Annotated in this window: 14 protein-coding genes; 11 read left to right on the top strand and 3 right to left on the bottom strand. The window is 46.2% G+C overall.

The window, feature by feature from the left end; genetic code table 11:
• The first annotated feature begins 165 nt into the window (after positions 1 to 165).
• From BC349_RS04040 to BC349_RS04030, 3 genes are read left to right on the top strand one after another with little or no spacing between them, the layout of a single operon-like run.
• A complete protein-coding gene (locus BC349_RS04040; protein ID WP_246456772.1) occupies positions 166 to 3,615 on the top strand; it encodes a VCBS repeat-containing protein in 3,450 nt (1,149 codons plus the stop codon).
• Between the two features lie 11 nt (positions 3,616 to 3,626).
• Entirely contained in the window at positions 3,627 to 4,958 is a 1,332-nt protein-coding gene (locus BC349_RS04035; RefSeq protein WP_187255448.1) for a vanadium-dependent haloperoxidase, read from the top strand.
• Positions 4,958 to 6,457 carry an FG-GAP repeat domain-containing protein gene (locus BC349_RS04030; RefSeq protein ID WP_187255447.1) on the top strand — a complete coding sequence of 500 codons (1,500 nt, stop codon included), beginning with the start codon at positions 4,958 to 4,960 and terminating at the stop codon, positions 6,455 to 6,457. The genes BC349_RS04035 and BC349_RS04030 overlap by 1 nt, the downstream gene beginning before the upstream one ends.
• A 2-nt stretch (positions 6,458 to 6,459) precedes the next feature.
• On the opposite strand, the gene BC349_RS04025 is transcribed toward BC349_RS04030, so the two are convergent.
• From BC349_RS04025 to BC349_RS04015, 3 genes are all read right to left on the bottom strand, one after another.
• Complete coding sequence (locus tag BC349_RS04025) at positions 6,460 to 7,221, bottom strand: murein L,D-transpeptidase catalytic domain family protein (protein WP_222840062.1); 762 nt, start codon at positions 7,219 to 7,221, stop codon at positions 6,460 to 6,462.
• A 244-nt stretch (positions 7,222 to 7,465) separates the two neighbouring features.
• Entirely contained in the window at positions 7,466 to 8,062 is a 597-nt protein-coding gene (locus tag BC349_RS04020; RefSeq protein ID WP_187255446.1) for a hypothetical protein, read from the bottom strand.
• A gap of 365 nt (positions 8,063 to 8,427) precedes the next feature.
• Positions 8,428 to 9,144 (bottom strand): 3-ketoacyl-ACP reductase, encoded by a 717-nt coding sequence (locus tag BC349_RS04015; protein ID WP_187255445.1) that lies wholly within the window; start codon positions 9,142 to 9,144, stop codon positions 8,428 to 8,430.
• Between the two features lie 124 nt (positions 9,145 to 9,268).
• Between BC349_RS04015 and acsA the strand changes: the two genes are divergently transcribed.
• The 8 genes from acsA to polX are packed head-to-tail and all read left to right on the top strand — an operon-like array spanning position 9,269 to position 16,948.
• On the top strand, positions 9,269 to 10,996 hold the full coding sequence (gene acsA, locus BC349_RS04010; RefSeq protein WP_187255444.1) for an acetate--CoA ligase: 1,728 nt from the start codon (positions 9,269 to 9,271) through the stop codon (positions 10,994 to 10,996).
• Positions 10,997 to 11,003: 7 nt separating this feature from the next.
• Complete coding sequence (gene pdhA / locus BC349_RS04005; protein ID WP_187255443.1) at positions 11,004 to 11,984, top strand: pyruvate dehydrogenase (acetyl-transferring) E1 component subunit alpha; 981 nt, start codon at positions 11,004 to 11,006, stop codon at positions 11,982 to 11,984.
• Between the two features lies 1 nt (position 11,985).
• Positions 11,986 to 12,984 (top strand): alpha-ketoacid dehydrogenase subunit beta, encoded by a 999-nt coding sequence (locus BC349_RS04000; RefSeq protein ID WP_187255442.1) that lies wholly within the window; start codon positions 11,986 to 11,988, stop codon positions 12,982 to 12,984.
• Positions 12,977 to 14,089: a dihydrolipoamide acetyltransferase family protein gene (locus tag BC349_RS03995; RefSeq protein WP_187255441.1), complete on the top strand. Its 1,113-nt coding sequence runs from the start codon at positions 12,977 to 12,979 to the stop codon at positions 14,087 to 14,089. The genes BC349_RS04000 and BC349_RS03995 overlap by 8 nt, the downstream gene beginning before the upstream one ends.
• Positions 14,086 to 14,364 carry an acyl carrier protein gene (locus BC349_RS03990; RefSeq protein ID WP_187255440.1) on the top strand — a complete coding sequence of 93 codons (279 nt, stop codon included), beginning with the start codon at positions 14,086 to 14,088 and terminating at the stop codon, positions 14,362 to 14,364. The genes BC349_RS03995 and BC349_RS03990 overlap by 4 nt, the downstream gene beginning before the upstream one ends.
• Before the next feature lie 48 nt (positions 14,365 to 14,412).
• Complete coding sequence (locus BC349_RS03985; RefSeq protein ID WP_187255439.1) at positions 14,413 to 14,742, top strand: HPF/RaiA family ribosome-associated protein; 330 nt, start codon at positions 14,413 to 14,415, stop codon at positions 14,740 to 14,742.
• Positions 14,743 to 14,759: 17 nt separating this feature from the next.
• On the top strand, positions 14,760 to 15,149 hold the full coding sequence (locus tag BC349_RS03980; RefSeq protein WP_187255438.1) for a hypothetical protein: 390 nt from the start codon (positions 14,760 to 14,762) through the stop codon (positions 15,147 to 15,149).
• A gap of 11 nt (positions 15,150 to 15,160) precedes the next feature.
• Positions 15,161 to 16,948, top strand: a complete 1,788-nt coding sequence (gene polX / locus BC349_RS03975) for a DNA polymerase/3'-5' exonuclease PolX (protein WP_187255437.1) — start codon at positions 15,161 to 15,163, stop codon at positions 16,946 to 16,948.
• The last annotated feature ends 6 nt before the right edge of the window (positions 16,949 to 16,954 follow it).

The following is a 16,954-nucleotide window of genomic DNA, read 5'->3' as shown; positions in this document are numbered from 1 at the left end:
GTCTTATAATTGGCTAAATTGGGTTTTAAATTCCTGTGATAAATGAAATTTCCTTTTCCACTGTTGCTCCTGGTAGTTTTGATTATAGGTTGTTCTACCCATACTGATCAGATATTTCAGAAACTGGATTCCTCCGAATCAGGTGTCAGGTTTATTAATAACATAATGGAAAATGATTCCATTAATATCCTGGACCTTGAATACGTGTACAATGGCGGTGGAGTGGCTATTGCTGATTTTAACAATGACAGCCTGCAGGATATTTATTTTACCGGCAACCGGGTTCCCAATAAACTTTACCTGAACGAAGGCGGCCTTAAGTTTCGTGATGTGACTGATCTTTCGAAGACTGATGGCGCCGGCAAATGGTCTACAGGCGTGGCTGCAGTGGACATTAATAATGATGGCCTGATGGATCTCTATGTAGGGGCTTCCATTAAAAACGATCCTAAGCAGCGAGCCAATACACTCTATATCAATAAAGGTCCCGACGCAAACGGAGTGCCTGTATTTGTCGATGAAGCCCTGGCTTATAATGTAGCAGATACCGGACATACCACCAACGCCGCATTTTTTGATTATGATAATGACGGAGACCTCGACCTGTATGTTCTGACTAATAAAATGGATGATGTTCGCTATCCAAATCAGTACAGGAAAAAAGTAACTGATGGATCGGCTGAAAATACTGACAGGTTGTACCGAAATGACTGGGATACAGCCAAGGGACATCCTGTGTTTACAAATGTTTCCAAAGAAGCCGGCATCCTGATTGAAGGGTATGGACTAGGACTCAATATATCCGACATTAACCAGGATGGCTGGAAAGATATTTACGTGACCAATGATTTCCTGTCCAATGACCTGGTCTATATCAATAACCGCAACGGCACATTCACCAATATGGCAGACGTTTACCTGAAACATAGTTCCTACTCCGCAATGGGGAATGATGTTGCCGACATCAACAATGACGGTTTAATGGATATTATCGCAGTTGATATGCTGCCGGCATCCAATCACCGGAAAAAAATGATGATGTCCGCCAACAGCTACCAGAATTACCTTAACAATGAAGAATTTGGTTACCAGTATCAATACGTAAGAAATACACTGCAGTTGAACCAGGGTAATACGATTACAGGGAAGGACTCTATTTCCCATCCTGTTTTCAGCGATATTGCTTTTTATGCCGGCATAGCTGAAACAGACTGGAGCTGGACCCCAATGGTAACCGATTTTGATAATGACGGTTGGCGGGATATGATCATTACCAACGGTTATCCAAAGGATATCACCGACCGTGATTTTATGACTTACAGGGCTGAAGCCAATAAAATTGCTTCCAAGGATATTTTACTGGAACAGATTCCGGAAGTCAAATTGACCAACTATGCTTTCCGGAATAATGGTGATTGCCGCTTTACCGATGTCTCATTGAAATGGGGACTGACGGATCCAACATTTTCCAGCGGCGCTGCCTATGGAGACCTCGATAATGACGGAGACCTTGAACTGGTTATAAACAATACGAACCAGGAAGCCATGATCTATGAAAACAGGTCAGTAAAACCAGGAAAAAAAGGCAATCATTTCCTGCAGATTAAATTTGAAGGCGGCCCACAGAACAGGAATGGCCTGGGTGCTGTTGCAGAATTATATTATGACAAGGGCAAAAAACAGGTGTACGACCATACGCCTTACAGGGGCTATTTATCATCCATCCAGGACATCGGTCATTTTGGATTGGGGAAACTGGCGTCACTGGATTCACTGATTATTAAATGGCCGGGTGGTGCAAGGCAAAAATTAACAGGGGTAAAGGCCGACCAGTTACTCAAGGTAAAATTCAGTGAGGCGGAACCTGTTTCTGCGCAAACCCCGGCAGTACTGGCAGTTAATACTTTATTCAGGGATATTACCGATTCACTGGGGCTTTCCTTACAACAGGAGGAAATCGATTTCAGTGATTTTAATATTCAGAAATTACTTCCGCATAAACTGTCCGAATACGGTCCAGGACTGGCAGTGGGTGATATTGATGGCAATGGTATGGATGATTTGGTAATGGGCGGCTCCTATTCTTATAGCCCGGTGATGCTTCTGCAGCAATCCAATGGAATGTTTGTCAGAAAAAACATATTGGAAAATGCAGGTGCGGCTACCAAACAATGGGAAGATATGGGCTTATTGCTGTTTGATGCTGACGGAGATGGCGACCTGGATCTTTATACCGCCAGCGGAAGCTATGAAACAGACCCGAATTCGGTTCATTACCAGGATAAGTTTTATACCAATGACGGAAAGGGAAATTTCTCAATGGATACTATGGCAATTCCGAAAAACTATGTCAGCAAATCATGCGTTCGCGCGGCAGACTTTGACAAGGATGGCGATCTTGATCTATTCCTTGCCGGAAGGGTAGAACCATGGAATTATCCTAAACCTGTTTCAAGTTTTATCTACCGCAATGATTCAAAAAACGGTCAGGCAAAATTCACGGATGTAACCAGTTCAATCGCGGCCGGATTGTCCAATATCGGTTTGGTGTGTGATGCGGTATGGACAGATTTTGATAACGACGGCTGGACCGACCTTATGCTGGCGGGCGAATGGATGCCGTTAAGATTTTTGAAGAATGAAAAAGGAGTATTCACTGATGTGTCAAAACTTTCCGGAATTAATAATGAACTGGGATTCTGGAACAGTATCGCGCCGGGTGATTATGATTCAGATGGGGATATGGATTATGTGGTTGGAAACATGGGAGAAAATTCCTTTTATCGCGCCACTAATCTTTACCCGGTCAGGATCTACGCAAAAGATTTTGACAACAATAATTCTTTTGATGCCATCCCCTCTATGTACCTGCCTGACAAGGAAGGAAATAAAAAGGAATTTCCCGCCCAGACCAGGGACGACCTGATCAAGCAGATCATCAGTCTGAGAACCCGGTTCCAGAATTACAATCTATTTGCCAATTCAACCATGGATCAGTTGATTACAGAGGAATGGAGAAAAGATATGCTCGTTGTGGAGGCAAATAACATGAAGAGCAGTTTGCTGAGAAACGACGGGAAAGGCGTCTTCACCATGACAGCCCTTCCCATGCAGGCCCAGATTTCACAGATTAACGGAATGGTTGCCGAAGATTTTAATGGCGACGGCTGGCTTGACCTGTTAATGAATGGCAATGATTTCGGAACCGAAGTATCCGTTGGCCGTTACGATGCGTTGAATGGTTTGTTCCTGCAGGGAGATGCCAATGGCGGATTTATTCCCAAACCCATTTCGGAAAGCGGTATTTATATTCCGGGTAACGGAAAATCATTGGTGAAGTTAAATTCAGCAAATGGTAATACTTTGATTATAGCCGGACAGAACCGCGGACCTTTGAAAACATTTAAATGGCAAAAGCAGTCCCGGCAGATTCCCTTCCTGGCTACAGATGCCTTCGCAACTATGAAACTCAGGAACGGGAAAATAAGAAAACAGGAGGCTTTTTATGGGTCATCCTTTTTATCACAATCCGGAAGATATCTCCAGGTTGATGATCAGGTTAGTGAAGTACTGATCACCAATAACCAGGGTACTGCAAGGAAAATAACATTCTAATTTTCGTGGCTATGAAACAGGTAAAAATTGTAAGTGTTTTGGTAATCCTATGTTTACTGCAGCTTTCATGCAAACAACCAGGCAGTAAGGGTTCATTTGATGTGAATAATCCGACAGTATTGCACAACAACCAGAAAGTATTAACAGACCTCATCATTTATGATGTATTCACCCCACCGGTTGCTGCCAGGATCTACAGTTATACTTCTCTTGCATCCTATGAGGCAGTGCGGCATTCAAAACCGGGAGCGCCATCCCTTACAGCAAAACTGAATGGCTTTGCACCGATGCCGGAACCAGAAAAAGGTAAATCTTATAATTTTCTGTTAGCAGCATCCAAGGCATTTTTCACGGTTGCATACAAGGTTACTTTTTCTATTGACACCCTGAAAGTTTATGAGAAGGAACTGCTCCAGAATTTCCGAAATGAACTGGATGCTGAAACATTTGACAGATCAATCGCATATGGTGAATCCGTGGGCAGACAGGTACTTGCCAGGGCGGCAGTGGATAACTATCCCCAAACAAGAGGAAAGCCCCGGTTTATTGGAAGCAAGGAGCCCGGTAAATGGCGCCCTACACCACCGGATTACAGCGATGCAGTAGAACCCTGCTGGGGTGATATGAAAGGTTTCGTCCTCGATTCAGGCTCTCAGTTCAAATTGCCGCCCCCTCCGGTTTACAGTATGGACAGTTCCAGTGCCTTCTTCAAATTCGCCTATGAAGTTTACTCTATTGGTAAAAACCTTACAAAAGAACAAAAAGACATTGCTACCTATTGGGACGATAATCCATTTGTGGTGGAGCATGCCGGGCATATGATGTTCGCAAATAAAAAAATAACACCTGGAGGACATTGGATGGGAATCGCCTCCATTGCCTGTAAAAAAGACAAGGCCGACGCGGAGAAAACTGCCCGGGTACTTGCTTTAACAGCGGTGGGGCTAATGGATGGTTTTGTTTCCTGCTGGGAAGAAAAATATGCCAGCCAGGTGATAAGGCCGGTTACCGTTATCAATGAGTTTATTGATGAAAGCTGGTCTCCCTTTTTACAGACTCCGCCTTTTCCTGAATACCCCAGTGGTCACAGTGTAATTTCTGCATCTGCAGCAACAATTTTAACAAAACTGATCGGTGAAAATTTCTCCTTTCATGATGACAGCGATAAAGAATACATTGGTATGGAAAAGGATTTTAATTCGTTTATGGAAGCGGCAAATGAAGCATCCATCAGTCGTGTATATGGTGGCATTCACTATCGCTCAGGGGTTGATGCCGGGGCCCGGCAGGGTGTTTTGGTCGGCAATCTGGTAATTAACAAAACAACGGCTACTGCACCCTGATGAAGAAAGCATTTGTGATATTTCCCGGCATATTTTTTTGTATCGCCTGGCTGACATATTGTAACAGTAATAAAGCAAAAAGATTCACTGATGATAAATCGGCGGAAGGGTATCTCCTGGCAAAACAGTATTGCATAAGTTGCCATCTTCTTCCCGAACCGGAGCTGCTGAATAAAACCACCTGGGCCAATTTTGTTTTGCCGAAAATGAGTGAAATGGTCGGTTACCGGCATCTGGGTATGAATCATTATGTGCAGACCAGCAATGAACCCGCATTAAAGCCTGATCAATGGGATAAGATTATTCACTATTACCTGAGTGAGGCGCCCTCGGAGCCGTTGAAAAGATCTGCCCCCTCCCCGAAAATAAAAATGGGGCTTAAATTTTTTGAGCCTGTAATTCCTTCCTTTTCAACCGAACACCCGGTTACCACCATGGTGAAAATTGACACCGGCAGCAGGCTGATTTATTGGGGAGATGGCTTGTCAGGCCAGCTGTATAAAACCCGCGGCAATTCTGTGGTGATAGATTCTGTGCCTGTGGGTACGGGGATTTCACAGCTTCTTATTAGGAACAATGAATTGCTGGCCCTGACGATGGGAGTACTGGTGCCTTCCGATCTGAAACTTGGTGAGCTTAGGTCCATTGACGGGAAAATGGGAAAAGCAAATATTTTGCTGGATAGCCTGCAAAGACCAGTTCAAGCATCCATTTCCGACCTGAATGGTGATGGAAGGGAGGATTTGATCATGTGTGAATTTGGTAACCTGTCAGGCCAGTTGTGCTGGTATGAAAAAAAGGAAACAGGCGGCTATACACGGCATATCTTAAGGCAATTGCCGGGTGCCATCAGGAATGTTGTCGAGGATTTTGATAAAGACGGCAGGCCCGATATCATGGCTTTGATGGCCCAGGGGGATGAGGGCATTTTTATTTATTACAACCAGGGCAATGGAAAATTCAGGGAAGAAAGAATCCTGCAGTTTCCCCCTGCTTACGGATCCAATTATTTTGAACTGGCAGATATGAACGGCGATGGGTTTTCGGATATAGTTGCCACCAACGGTGACAATGGGGATTACCCTCCGATCCTGAAAGCCTATCATGGCATCAGGATCTACCTGAATGACGGAAAGTACAGGTTTAAAGAACAATTGTTCCTACCTATGAATGGCGCCGGGAAAGCTATTGCGAATGATTTTGATGGTGACGGTGATATGGACATTGCCTCCATTTCATTTTTCCCCGACAGGGCTGCTACCCCTGAAGAAGGTTTTGTTTTTTGGGAGAATAACGGCGACCTCGACTTTTCCCCTTATTCTTTTAAAGAAGTTACTTATGGAAACTGGATTACCATGGATGCAGGTGATGTGGAAGGCGATGGTGACATAGACCTGATAATCGGCAGTGCAGATTTTGGAATGGGGGATGCAATCGCCCCCGCCAAAACGGGAAACTCCACCCCATCCTTCATAATCCTTTATAACAAGACCAGGTAATTTTATCTGACCAGGTTGGAACGCTGGGCATATTGTGTAACCGGTGTATAAATGAACAGGCAGGACCCATCCTTAATGGTGTTGATGATGGGGCGGGTCAGTTTCACGGGAATGGCTGGACAACCCTGGCTGCGGCCCAGGTAGCCCTGGTTACGGATCAGCGATTCGCTTACATATTCCGCGCCATGCATCACAATGGCTCTCCGGTCAGCATTGTCATTTATTCCCTTTTCAAGTCCTTTCAGCCGCAACGAATATCCATTACTTCCGTAATAGGTTCCTTCTGTCCGATAAAAACCCGGGCTGCTCTGGTAGGATGAAGGTCTGTTGGAATACTGTATGGCATGTTCTTTCCCGGAATTCCGGCCATGTGCCACATAAGTATGGTATAATACTTTTTTGCTTTCCAGATCAATGACATACAGGCGCTTACGGGTACTTGGCTGGCTGAAATCGGCAATGGTCATGATCGTTTCCCGGTCCAGCAGCCCTTGTGACTTTAATTTTCTCCAGCCCTTCAGTGCCTGCTGGAAAGCGGGCTCATTCAGGCCCAGCGAATCAAGTTTAAGGGAGGAATAGAGTCCGGTTGAATTCATTTCTTCAGCACCCGTATTGACCAGACTGCTGTCTGAATAAGTTTTGGCAGGGTATAAAGGGGAGGGCTTTGCTTCAAAATCTTTTTTTCCAGCTGCAAGGATGCCTGCATAGGAGAGAAGGATTGTTGCGGTTGCTGCTATCAGAATTCCGGTTTTTTTAAAACTCATAGGTTTATCTGCTGTTTAACTGTCAAAAAATAATTCCCGTCACACTGGAGGACTGATAGTCCCTACTTACCCCGGTAGACGTAAACAGGTGGCTAAAGGTTGTTCGGCCGGCTGGAATTGGCGCATAAACCCTGCCATAAACGAATTTTAAGCCTTTCCGGTTAGCCGGATGGCTTTTAAAAGCAGCAATCCCGCCTCCGGAGGCGGGATTGCTGCTTTTGGTGTATTCAGTAGAATCGGTCGCTTAAAAATTAAACAGGCAGGCCAGACCAAATGTATTAGGCTTCGTTTCATTGATTCCCTTCATATAGGAAAGCAGGATTTCTATGTTTTTGGTTTGCCTTCCCACACCAATCCGGACACCGGCATTGGCTGCCGGGCCATAGGTCGTCACATTTTTCGAAACCTGGTCATAATATTCAAATCCATCAACAATAATGACATCGTCTACCAGGTAGTTTCCATAGTTTATCCCGAAACCACCGCCAATGAAAAATCCGAAGCGGTCTTCAGTAATGGGTGATGAGCCAGCCCCGATATTGAGGTTCACCATCAGCGGCGCATTGACCAGGTATTGGATGTCGCTGCTTTCACCGTAGTAATTATCGTAAGAATATGATCCCGCCAGGCCAAGCGTAAGCGGAATACCTACGGTAATGGAGGAAGTTTCGGTTTCCATCACAGTTAACCGCGGTGAATACAGCAAAGTGCCATAAGCGGAAGGGTCGCCGTTCTTCATAGTGACAACCGAAAGACCGGTACCGGCACCATGCATAAAGCTTTGGGCATTTGTTTTCGTAAGGGCAAATAGGGCAAGGGCTGCGATAAGGAGTTTTTTCATTTTTGGGATTTGTTTAAAAGTAGGCGCTAACCTAATAATATTTTTTTCAGATGCCAACTTATTAAGCAGATATCCACAATTTTCTGATTGGACGATTTTGGCCTCGAATTTGTTTAGTAATTGAAGTTTTTAAATATCCATATCCAATCCAGTCCAGGTCCTTTGAAAAACCGGTGGTACCTTGTTACCCGTATTAATGGCCCGTTTGTATTCATGCCTGTGAAACCCAATCGCTTTCTGAATTAAATGAAAGCAAGGCTCTGCCAATGCAAAATGAATTTTCACCGGCTTTGGCGCGAAGAGATGTAGTAATACGTCTCTTTTTTTTATAGTATGATTCGTAATTTTACTATGGTAGATTTACGTTATGGATTAGTAGACCAGATTCCTGCCTCCTTAATAAACACTCTTCGGTTTAGCTTTAATTGTGCCAGGATAAGTTCTGCAATATCTTCCGGATGCATTACTTTTTCCGGATCACCGGTGATCAGGTTCTGGCTTTGCGCAAGTTCCGTAACCACCGTACTTGGGGTGAGGGCGGTTACCCTGATATTATGTTTCCTTACTTCCTGCATCAGCGATTCAGTAAGGCCGATCACCCCAAATTTTGATGCACTGTAGGCACTGGTCAGGGCTGCGCCCCTTTGTCCTGCGGTGGAGGCAATATTGATGATATCGCCCGTTTTTCTTTCAATCATTTGCGGCAAAACAGCACGAGTAACATAATATACACCCAGCAGGTTTACCCTGATGATATTTTCCCATTCTGCTGGTTGCAATTCCAGGAATTTTCCAAAAGATGCAATGCCGGCATTGTTGATGAGAATATCCACCAGTCCCAGTTCTTTGTTTATTTTTTCAACAGCTGAGTTTACTTCCTGCATATTGCTCACATCTGCGACAGCTATTGAACATTTGACGCCTTTACTGGTGATCTCCGCCGCCAGTTCCTCCAGGTCTTTAGCGGTTCTTGCAAGCAATCCAAGGTGGACTCCCTCATTTGCCAACGCCAGTGCGATGGCACGACCGATTCCTTTACCAGCTCCTGTAACCAGTGCTGTTTTCCCTATTAGTGATTCCATAAGCTACTGTTCGTATTTTAAATTTAATAATATTGATCATTACGAATGATGAGCAAGGTCATTTTTCCGGCTGGATATAACCGGTACCTTGAAAAAAGTTTGACATACTGTATCAATCTATGTCATGGCAAGAACAGCAAAATTACCTAACCTGGCCGATTATTCCCTTCTTCACACTTCATTTAGTTGGAAAACGGAATTTGGCAACCTGGATGGATTACCTCATGGCGGTGGGATTAATATTGCCTATGAAGCGGTTGACCGGCATGCTGAATCCAAAAAGTCTGACCTGGTTGCATTACGTTGGATAAGGAAAGACGGGAGTGTTGAGGATTTCAGCTATAAAAGCCTGAAGAAACTAACCGCGAGATTTGCCAATCTGTTGTCACAGTTAGGTATTGCCAGGGGCGAAACCGTTTTTACGCTTACTGGCCGCATCCCGGAATTATACATAACTGCTTTGGGAACCCTGAAATCAGGCGCAGTTTATTGTCCCCTGTTTTCCGTATTCGGGCCGGAGCCGATATACCAGCGTCTTCATATTGGCGGAGCTGTTTTACTCGTAACCACCCGGGACCTGTATGAAAAAAAACTTAAGCCACAGCTCGACAGGTTGCCATCCCTTCGGTATATTTTACTTACTGATGTGCCCGGTCATATAGACCGGCGGGTATTATCCCTCAGTCAGTTAATGCGGGAAGCGCCCGATGAGTTTATCATAGCTCCGACAGATCCGGAAACACCGGCCCTCCTGCATTTCACGAGTGGAACAACCGGAATGCCTAAAGGCGCCCTGCATGTGCACGGCGCGGTTTTGATGCATTATACAACAGGCAGGTATGTGCTTGATTTTCATCCGGGCGATGTATTCTGGTGTACTGCTGATCCCGGCTGGGTTACGGGCACGTCCTACGGCATCATCGCTCCGCTCGTAAATGGTATTACCAATATAATCGATGAGGAAGAGTTTGATGCCCTCAGGTGGTATGAGTTGCTGGAAGCACAAAAAGTGAATATATGGTACACGGCCCCTACTGCCATCCGCAGGTTGATGCGGGTATCCCTTAATCCAACTGAAAAATTCAACCTGGAACATTTGAGGATGATTTGCAGTGTGGGTGAACCCTTACCCGCTGATGCAGTTCTGTGGGGAGAAAAGATGTTTGGAAAACCGATTCTGGACAATTGGTGGCAAACAGAAACCGGTGGCATCATGATTGCCAATTTCATATCAATGAAAGTGAAACCCGGTTCAATGGGAAAACCATTGCCGGGAATCACTGCCGGCATTGCAGATATAACGGAAACAGATATCCGCATTATTGAAGAACCCGGTAAAAAAGGTCAGCTGGTGATTAAAAAAGGATGGCCTTCCATGTTCCGTACCTATATACATGAACAGGCGCGGTATGATAAATGTTTCAGGGGCGAATGGTACCTCACAGGCGATATGGCCAGCATTGATGAAGAGGGATATTTCTGGTTTGCCGGAAGGGCGGATGATATCATCAAGACATCCGGCCACATGGTTGGACCATTTGAAGTTGAATCTGTACTGCTGGGCCATCCTGCCGTAGCGGAAGCGGCTGTGATCGGGAAGCCTGATCCGCTGATCGGGGAACTGGTAAAGGCATTCATTGTGGTAAAGGACGGCCATGCCGGCAGCAGGGAACTGCAGATGGATATCATCGCATTCGCGAGAAAAAAACTTGGTGCTGCCGTTGCGCCGAAAGAGTTAAGTTTTATTACCGCCCTGCCCAAAACCAAAAGCGGAAAAATTCTCAGACGTTTATTAAAAGCCAGGGAACTGGGCCTGCCTGAAGGGGACCTGTCGACCCTGGAGCAAACATAGTTAACACATGGAAAATACAATCGACAGGGATCATGGTAAGCAGATGCTTTACCAGATGATGCTGATTCGGCGCTTTGAAGAAAAAGCAGCGGAGTTGTATACCCAGACAAAAATAAGAGGCTTCCTGCATCTTTATGTTGGTGAGGAAGCTGTGGCTGTTGGCGTGATGCAGGCCCTGAAGACGGATGATAATATTTTAAGTACCTACCGTGAACACGGTCACGCTCTGGCGAGGGGTGTTGATCCCGGAAGAATCATGGCAGAAATGTATGGTAAACAGGAAGGCTGTAGCAGGGGCAGGGGCGGTTCCATGCACCTCTTCGATGCAGGTAAGAAATTTTTCGGCGGTAATGCGATCGTGGGAGGCCATCTGCCAGTGGCCGTTGGTGTGGCGCTGGCCGCAAAAAAACAAAAAGCGGCCAGGCTTACCTGTTGTTTTTTCGGGGAAGGCGCTGCTGCCGAAGGTGAGTTCCACGAGTCAATGAACCTTGCCATGTTGTGGGAGGTTCCCCTGCTGTTTGTTTGCGAGAACAATCTCTATGCAATGGGTACGGCTTTGCGTTATTCTCACTCCCTTCCGCAGATCGAATTAAAGGGAAGCGCCTATGGCATGGAGTCCATGGCCGTGAATGGCATGGATGTACTGGCGGTGGAAGAAGCTGCTATACGCGCAGCTGAAAAGATACGCAGTACCGGCAAACCCTTTTTACTTGTTTGTAATACCTACCGGTTCCGTGCGCATTCCATGTTTGATGCCGAACTCTACCGGAACAAAGCAGAAGTGGAAGAATGGAAAAAGCAGGATCCCATCACTGCACTTCAGAACCTGCTACTGGAACAGGGCAGCCTTGATGCTGCAGCCATCAGTGAATTGGAATCAACAGTGGAAACAGCCGTGCAAAAGGCAGTTGGTTTTGCGGAAGCAGGCAGTTGGGAGCCTGTTGAAGATCTGACACGTTTTGTTTACAGTGAACCTCAAAACAGCTGACATGGCAAACGAAAATAATACCATCAGCATCACCTACAGGGAAGCCATTAAACAGGCATTAAGGGATGCGCTGCGTGCAGATGAGCGGGTTTTCCTGATGGGCGAAGATGTAGGACGCTATGGCGGCGCTTTCGCAGTGAGCAAGGGATTACTGGAAGAGTTCGGTCCGGACAGGATCATGGATACCCCATTGTCCGAATCCGGATTTGTGGGTGCAGGAATTGGTGCTGCCATCGCAGGGATGAGACCTGTCGTTGAAGTGATGACGGTTAATTTCAGCCTGCTGGCCATGGACCAGATTGTCAACAATGCTGCCACCCTGTTGCACATGTCGGGCGGACAGGTGAATGTGCCTGTAGTTATCCGAATGAATTCAGGTTTGGGCCGTCAACTGGCTGCGCAACACTCGCACAGCTGGGAATCTTTTTATGCGCATATACCCGGACTGAAAGTGTTATCCGCAGGTACGCATGAGGATGCCCGTGGGATGTTGCTGGCGGCCCTGAAGGAACCAGACCCGGTTGTTATTTTTGAATATACCGCAATGCTGAACCTGGAGGGTAAAATACCTGCCGGTGCTGGCATAGTGGAGATTCAGAAGGCTGCAATAAGGCGCGAAGGGAAAGATATTTCCATTATTACCTATGGCCCCGGGGTGTACAAATCCCTGGAAGCTGCCAATGAGCTGGCTAAGCTGGGCATTGATGCCGAAGTGGTTGACCTCAGGGTGCTGCGCCCCCTCGATGAAAGTTGTTTCCTGCAATCTGTAAGGAAGACACACCGCGCACTTGTCGTGGAGGAGGCATGGCGTTCGGTCAGCATTTCTGCTGAAATCAGCAGCAGGATTATGGAGCAGGCATTTTATGAACTCGATGCTCCTGTACACAGGTTGTGCGGGGTGGAAGTACCAATGCCTTACCCGAAACACCTGGAAGATATTTCTGTTCCCCAGGCAGGGGATATCGTTAATATGATTAAAAAAATCCTGCAGCATGATTGAATTCCGAATGCCAAGTCTTGGCGCAGATATGGAAGATGGGACCCTGGTCGAATGGCTGGTGAAACCGGGTGCTGCTGTAAAGCGGGGCGATATCATTGCCCAGGTCGATACACAGAAAGGCCTGATCGATATTGAAATATTTGAAGAAGGGGTTGTTAAAGAACTCCTTGTTGGGGAAGGTGAAAAAGTACCTGTTGGTAAAACACTGGCAGTACTGGATTCCACGGAACACCGTGTCGGAATCAAGGCATCGCCACTGGCTAAAAGGATGGCAGCGGAAAAGGACATTGACCTGGCACTTGTTACAGGTACAGGCGAAGGTGGCGCAATTACAAAAGAGGATGTGGAAAAAGCTGCAGCAGCCGTTATTTCTGCTAAGATTGAAAAAACTGCGCAAGTCGATGAAAAGAAGGAGGCCACTGAGCTATTGGAAACTTCATCCGCCCGCCACAATATCCGGCAGGCTATTGCTTCGGCCATGAGTAAATCGAACCGTGAGATTCCGCACTATTATCTTGAAACAAAAATTGACCTGACCCGGTCGCTGGCATGGCTCACTGAAACCAACCGTGAAAGAACTGTAAAAAACAGGTTGCTTCCGGTGGTTTTACTGATCAGGGCAGTGGCCCTTGCCCTGAAAAAAGTTCCTGAGCTAAATGCCTGGTATGAAAATGGACTTGTCAAAAAAGAGGAGATCAATATTGGCTTTGTGGTTTCACTGCGTGGCGGCGGAGTCATGATCCCTGCCATCAGGGATGCCGGGGGAAAGTCCCTGGACGAACTGATGACGGCATTAAATGATATGATCCCCCGTGCCCGCGCCATGAAACTCAGGAGTTCCGAACTGGTTAATACTACCATCACCATTACCAGCCTTGGTGAAGGGCAGGTGGAACTTGTGTACGGAGTGATCTATCCGCCACAGGTAGCCCTGGTCGGATTTGGCGCCATCCTGGAGCAGCCCTGGGCCGAAAATGGCATGCTGAATGTCAGGAAAACTGTTAGCGTTACGCTGGCTGCGGACCATCGCGCTACGGATGGAATGACGGGAAGTCGCTTCCTGACTGAATTAAATTCCTTACTTCAAACTCCCGGATCATTATGAAAGAAGAAGAAATCAGGCAACTGGTATGTCAATTGTTAAAGCAGGTTGCTCCAGATTCCGAACCGGAAAAACTGGCGGAAGATGATATTATCAGGGATGTTCTGGGTATTGATTCCTTCGATGCCCTGCAATTCCTGATGGCACTGGATGAACGTACAGGAGTGGATATACCTGAAGAGGATTATGGGAAAATCAGCACCCTGGCAAAGGTTGTGGAATATGTAGGGAGGAAAATCATCCGTTTTCCTGAGGATCATCATCCCTGCCGGTTCTGAATGGAACTAACTTTAATCCAATATAAAACTCCATTTAAAACGGATGTTATGACCATAGAAATAAATTGCCCGCACCTGAAAATTGAAGAATCATTTTTGAAATCAATGGAAAAGGAATTGCTGGAGCTTTCACACCTGAATAAGGATATTTCGCGGGCGGAAGTATTTTTCAGAGAAGATGAATCTCAGCCGGCTGATAATAAGATCTGTGAGATCAGGCTTACTGTGTTCAGTGATAATTTATACGCAAGAAGGGTTTCTGAAAATTTTTACCTGTCAGCCCGTGAGGTCATGGATGAATTGAAAACCAGGGTGCTGCGACAGGTTGAACTGGGAAAGGAACCGCCGGAAGAAACAACCAGTACGGTAGATGTATGATAGTTTAAATTTACATTATGATATTTTCAATTGCAGGATATTGTTTCGATGAGTTAACCGATTGGGATGAAATGATCCGTTTCTTAAGGGAAGAACTGGAAGATTTTGAACAGCGCCTGGATGATGCTATCCGACGCGACAGTATTCCCGCACTGGCTGGCCAGGCAGAGGATCTGCTCGAAAGGCTGGAATTGAAAAAGACGGAACTATTAAGGTTGGAAGCGGCCATCCAGGCCCAGGATAACCGGATCATGCAGGACGGTGAGTTATTGGATGATACCAACCTGCCACCTGATGTAATCTCCAGCCAGGATTCCCTTCGGGCAGATATGTTCACCGCAGAAAAGGATTTCATTGACCTGAAATATGGGGTGTATGATTTCCTGTCGGGATTGTTGAAGCAATGAATTAAAACAACATGATACCTGCTCCACTACTCGGTTCAGGTGAATCGCACAATGCGAAACTGGCCGCCATTTTTCACCAGATGGCTGCCTGTTATCGTTATCTCGGTACAGAACACCGGTTCAGGGTGATCGCCTATGACGGGGCTTCCCGTACCATCGCTGCGTTAAATGATGATATTTCAGTGTATGCTACAGACATTGCCTCACTTGATAAATTAAAAGGTATCGGGGAAAGCATCGCTGAAAAAATAATGGAGTTCCTGGCAACAGGAAAAATAAAAACATTTGAAAAACTGAAGCAGGAGGTTCCGGTAGAATTGCTGGAACTGATGGACATAAACGGCTTTGGTCCCGCCACCACGCGCCTGCTCCATGAAAAGTTACTCATCAATAACCGCGATGACCTGGTCGCGGCGATAGAATCCGGCAAACTGGCTTCATTGAAGGGATTTGGCGCAAAGCGGATTGAAAACATGAAACGCGGTCTCAAACTTTTCAAGGAAGCACACAGCAGAATGCTTCTCTGGGATGCCCTGAAAACAGGGGAAGCCATCCTTCAACAATTGCTTTCCATCCCCGGCATCAGGAAGGCCGAACTGGCAGGAAGTCTTCGCAGGCGCAAGGAAACGATCGGGGATATTGACCTGATAGCAATTGCGGATAAAAAAAACAGGAAAAGAATTGTAGCCCGGTTTATTTCTTTACCCCTGGTCGACCGGGTCCTTGCCAGCGGTGAAACCAAAGCCAGTATATTACTCAAGGACAATTCCGTTCAGGTTGATCTTCGCCTGGTGAATGATTACGAATACGGCGCAGCCCTGCTTTATTTTACCGGTTCAAAAGAACATAATATCAGGCTTCGTACCTGGGCCAGGGAGAAAGGATGGAAGTTGAATGAATACGGTGTGTTCGATGCGGCATCTGATAAAATGCTGGCAGGTGCAACAGAAGAAGAGATCTACAAACTCTTCGGGATGTCATGGATCCCTCCTGAACTTAGAGAGGAAAGGGGAGAAGTTGAACTGGCAATAAAGCATGAATTACCCGACCTGCTAACGGAGTCGGTTATGCGTGGTGATATGCAGATGCACAGCACCTGGAGTGATGGGGCGGAAGATATTGAGACCATCGCCCGCTTTATACAAAAGGACTACCCGTACTATGAATACATTGTAATGACGGACCATTCGCCTTCCGAGAGAATCGCCGGTGGTCTGCAGGTTGAAGATTTTATAAAACAGTTTGCGGAAATCGATAGGGTGAATAAAAAACTGAAACTGGACTTTGTAAAGAAAGGCGCAGAGGTTGATATCCTGTCCGATGGTTCGCTTGACCTTCCGGATGATTTGCTGGAAAGGTTTGACTGGGTTACGGCATCCATTCACAGCGGTTTTACCAAAGACAATACCGAACGGTTGATCAGTGCCTGCAATCATCCTTTTGTGAACTGCATCGGTCATCCGTGCGGAAGACTGATCGGAAAGCGGGAGCCTTACGGGGTGGACTGGGATAAGCTTTTTGACGCTGCCGTAAGAACAGGTACTGCAATTGAAATCAACGCCCAGCCAAACCGGCTCGACCTGAAAGATGATCTTGTTAAAGCTGCCGTGGCGAAAGGTGTCATGCTTACTATCAGCACCGATGCGCATTCCCTGGATCAGTATGCTTTCATGAGCCAGGGAGTATCTGTTGCCAGGCGTGGCTGGTGCACCCATGAAAACATCCTGAACAGTTATTCCTGGAAACAGGTGGAGAAATTCAGGCAACAAAAAAGAAAGCACAGGAAGGTTGAATCTTAAATAATA

Origin of the sequence: Flavihumibacter stibioxidans, assembly GCF_014332695.1 — a bacterium.
Taxonomy (GTDB): Bacteria; Bacteroidota; Bacteroidia; order Chitinophagales; family Chitinophagaceae; genus Flavihumibacter; species Flavihumibacter stibioxidans.
Note: the sequence above shows the minus strand (reverse complement) of the source record. Positions and strands in the feature narration are given on the sequence as shown.

Coding starts and splice junctions, on each gene's coding strand:
- BC349_RS04025 (WP_222840062.1), bottom strand. CDS start 7,221: ATGAGTTTTAAAAAAACCGGAATTCTGATAGCAGCAACCGCAACAATC.
- BC349_RS03995 (WP_187255441.1), top strand. CDS start 12,977: ATGATTGAATTCCGAATGCCAAGTCTTGGCGCAGATATGGAAGATGGG.
- BC349_RS03990 (WP_187255440.1), top strand. CDS start 14,086: ATGAAAGAAGAAGAAATCAGGCAACTGGTATGTCAATTGTTAAAGCAG.
- BC349_RS04035 (WP_187255448.1), top strand. CDS start 3,627: ATGAAACAGGTAAAAATTGTAAGTGTTTTGGTAATCCTATGTTTACTG.
- BC349_RS04000 (WP_187255442.1), top strand. CDS start 11,986: ATGGCAAACGAAAATAATACCATCAGCATCACCTACAGGGAAGCCATT.
- polX (WP_187255437.1), top strand. CDS start 15,161: ATGATACCTGCTCCACTACTCGGTTCAGGTGAATCGCACAATGCGAAA.
- pdhA (WP_187255443.1), top strand. CDS start 11,004: ATGGAAAATACAATCGACAGGGATCATGGTAAGCAGATGCTTTACCAG.
- BC349_RS03980 (WP_187255438.1), top strand. CDS start 14,760: ATGATATTTTCAATTGCAGGATATTGTTTCGATGAGTTAACCGATTGG.
- BC349_RS04015 (WP_187255445.1), bottom strand. CDS start 9,144: ATGGAATCACTAATAGGGAAAACAGCACTGGTTACAGGAGCTGGTAAA.
- BC349_RS03985 (WP_187255439.1), top strand. CDS start 14,413: ATGACCATAGAAATAAATTGCCCGCACCTGAAAATTGAAGAATCATTT.
- BC349_RS04030 (WP_187255447.1), top strand. CDS start 4,958: ATGAAGAAAGCATTTGTGATATTTCCCGGCATATTTTTTTGTATCGCC.
- BC349_RS04020 (WP_187255446.1), bottom strand. CDS start 8,062: ATGAAAAAACTCCTTATCGCAGCCCTTGCCCTATTTGCCCTTACGAAA.
- acsA (WP_187255444.1), top strand. CDS start 9,269: ATGGCAAGAACAGCAAAATTACCTAACCTGGCCGATTATTCCCTTCTT.
- BC349_RS04040 (WP_246456772.1), top strand. CDS start 166: ATGGAAAATGATTCCATTAATATCCTGGACCTTGAATACGTGTACAAT.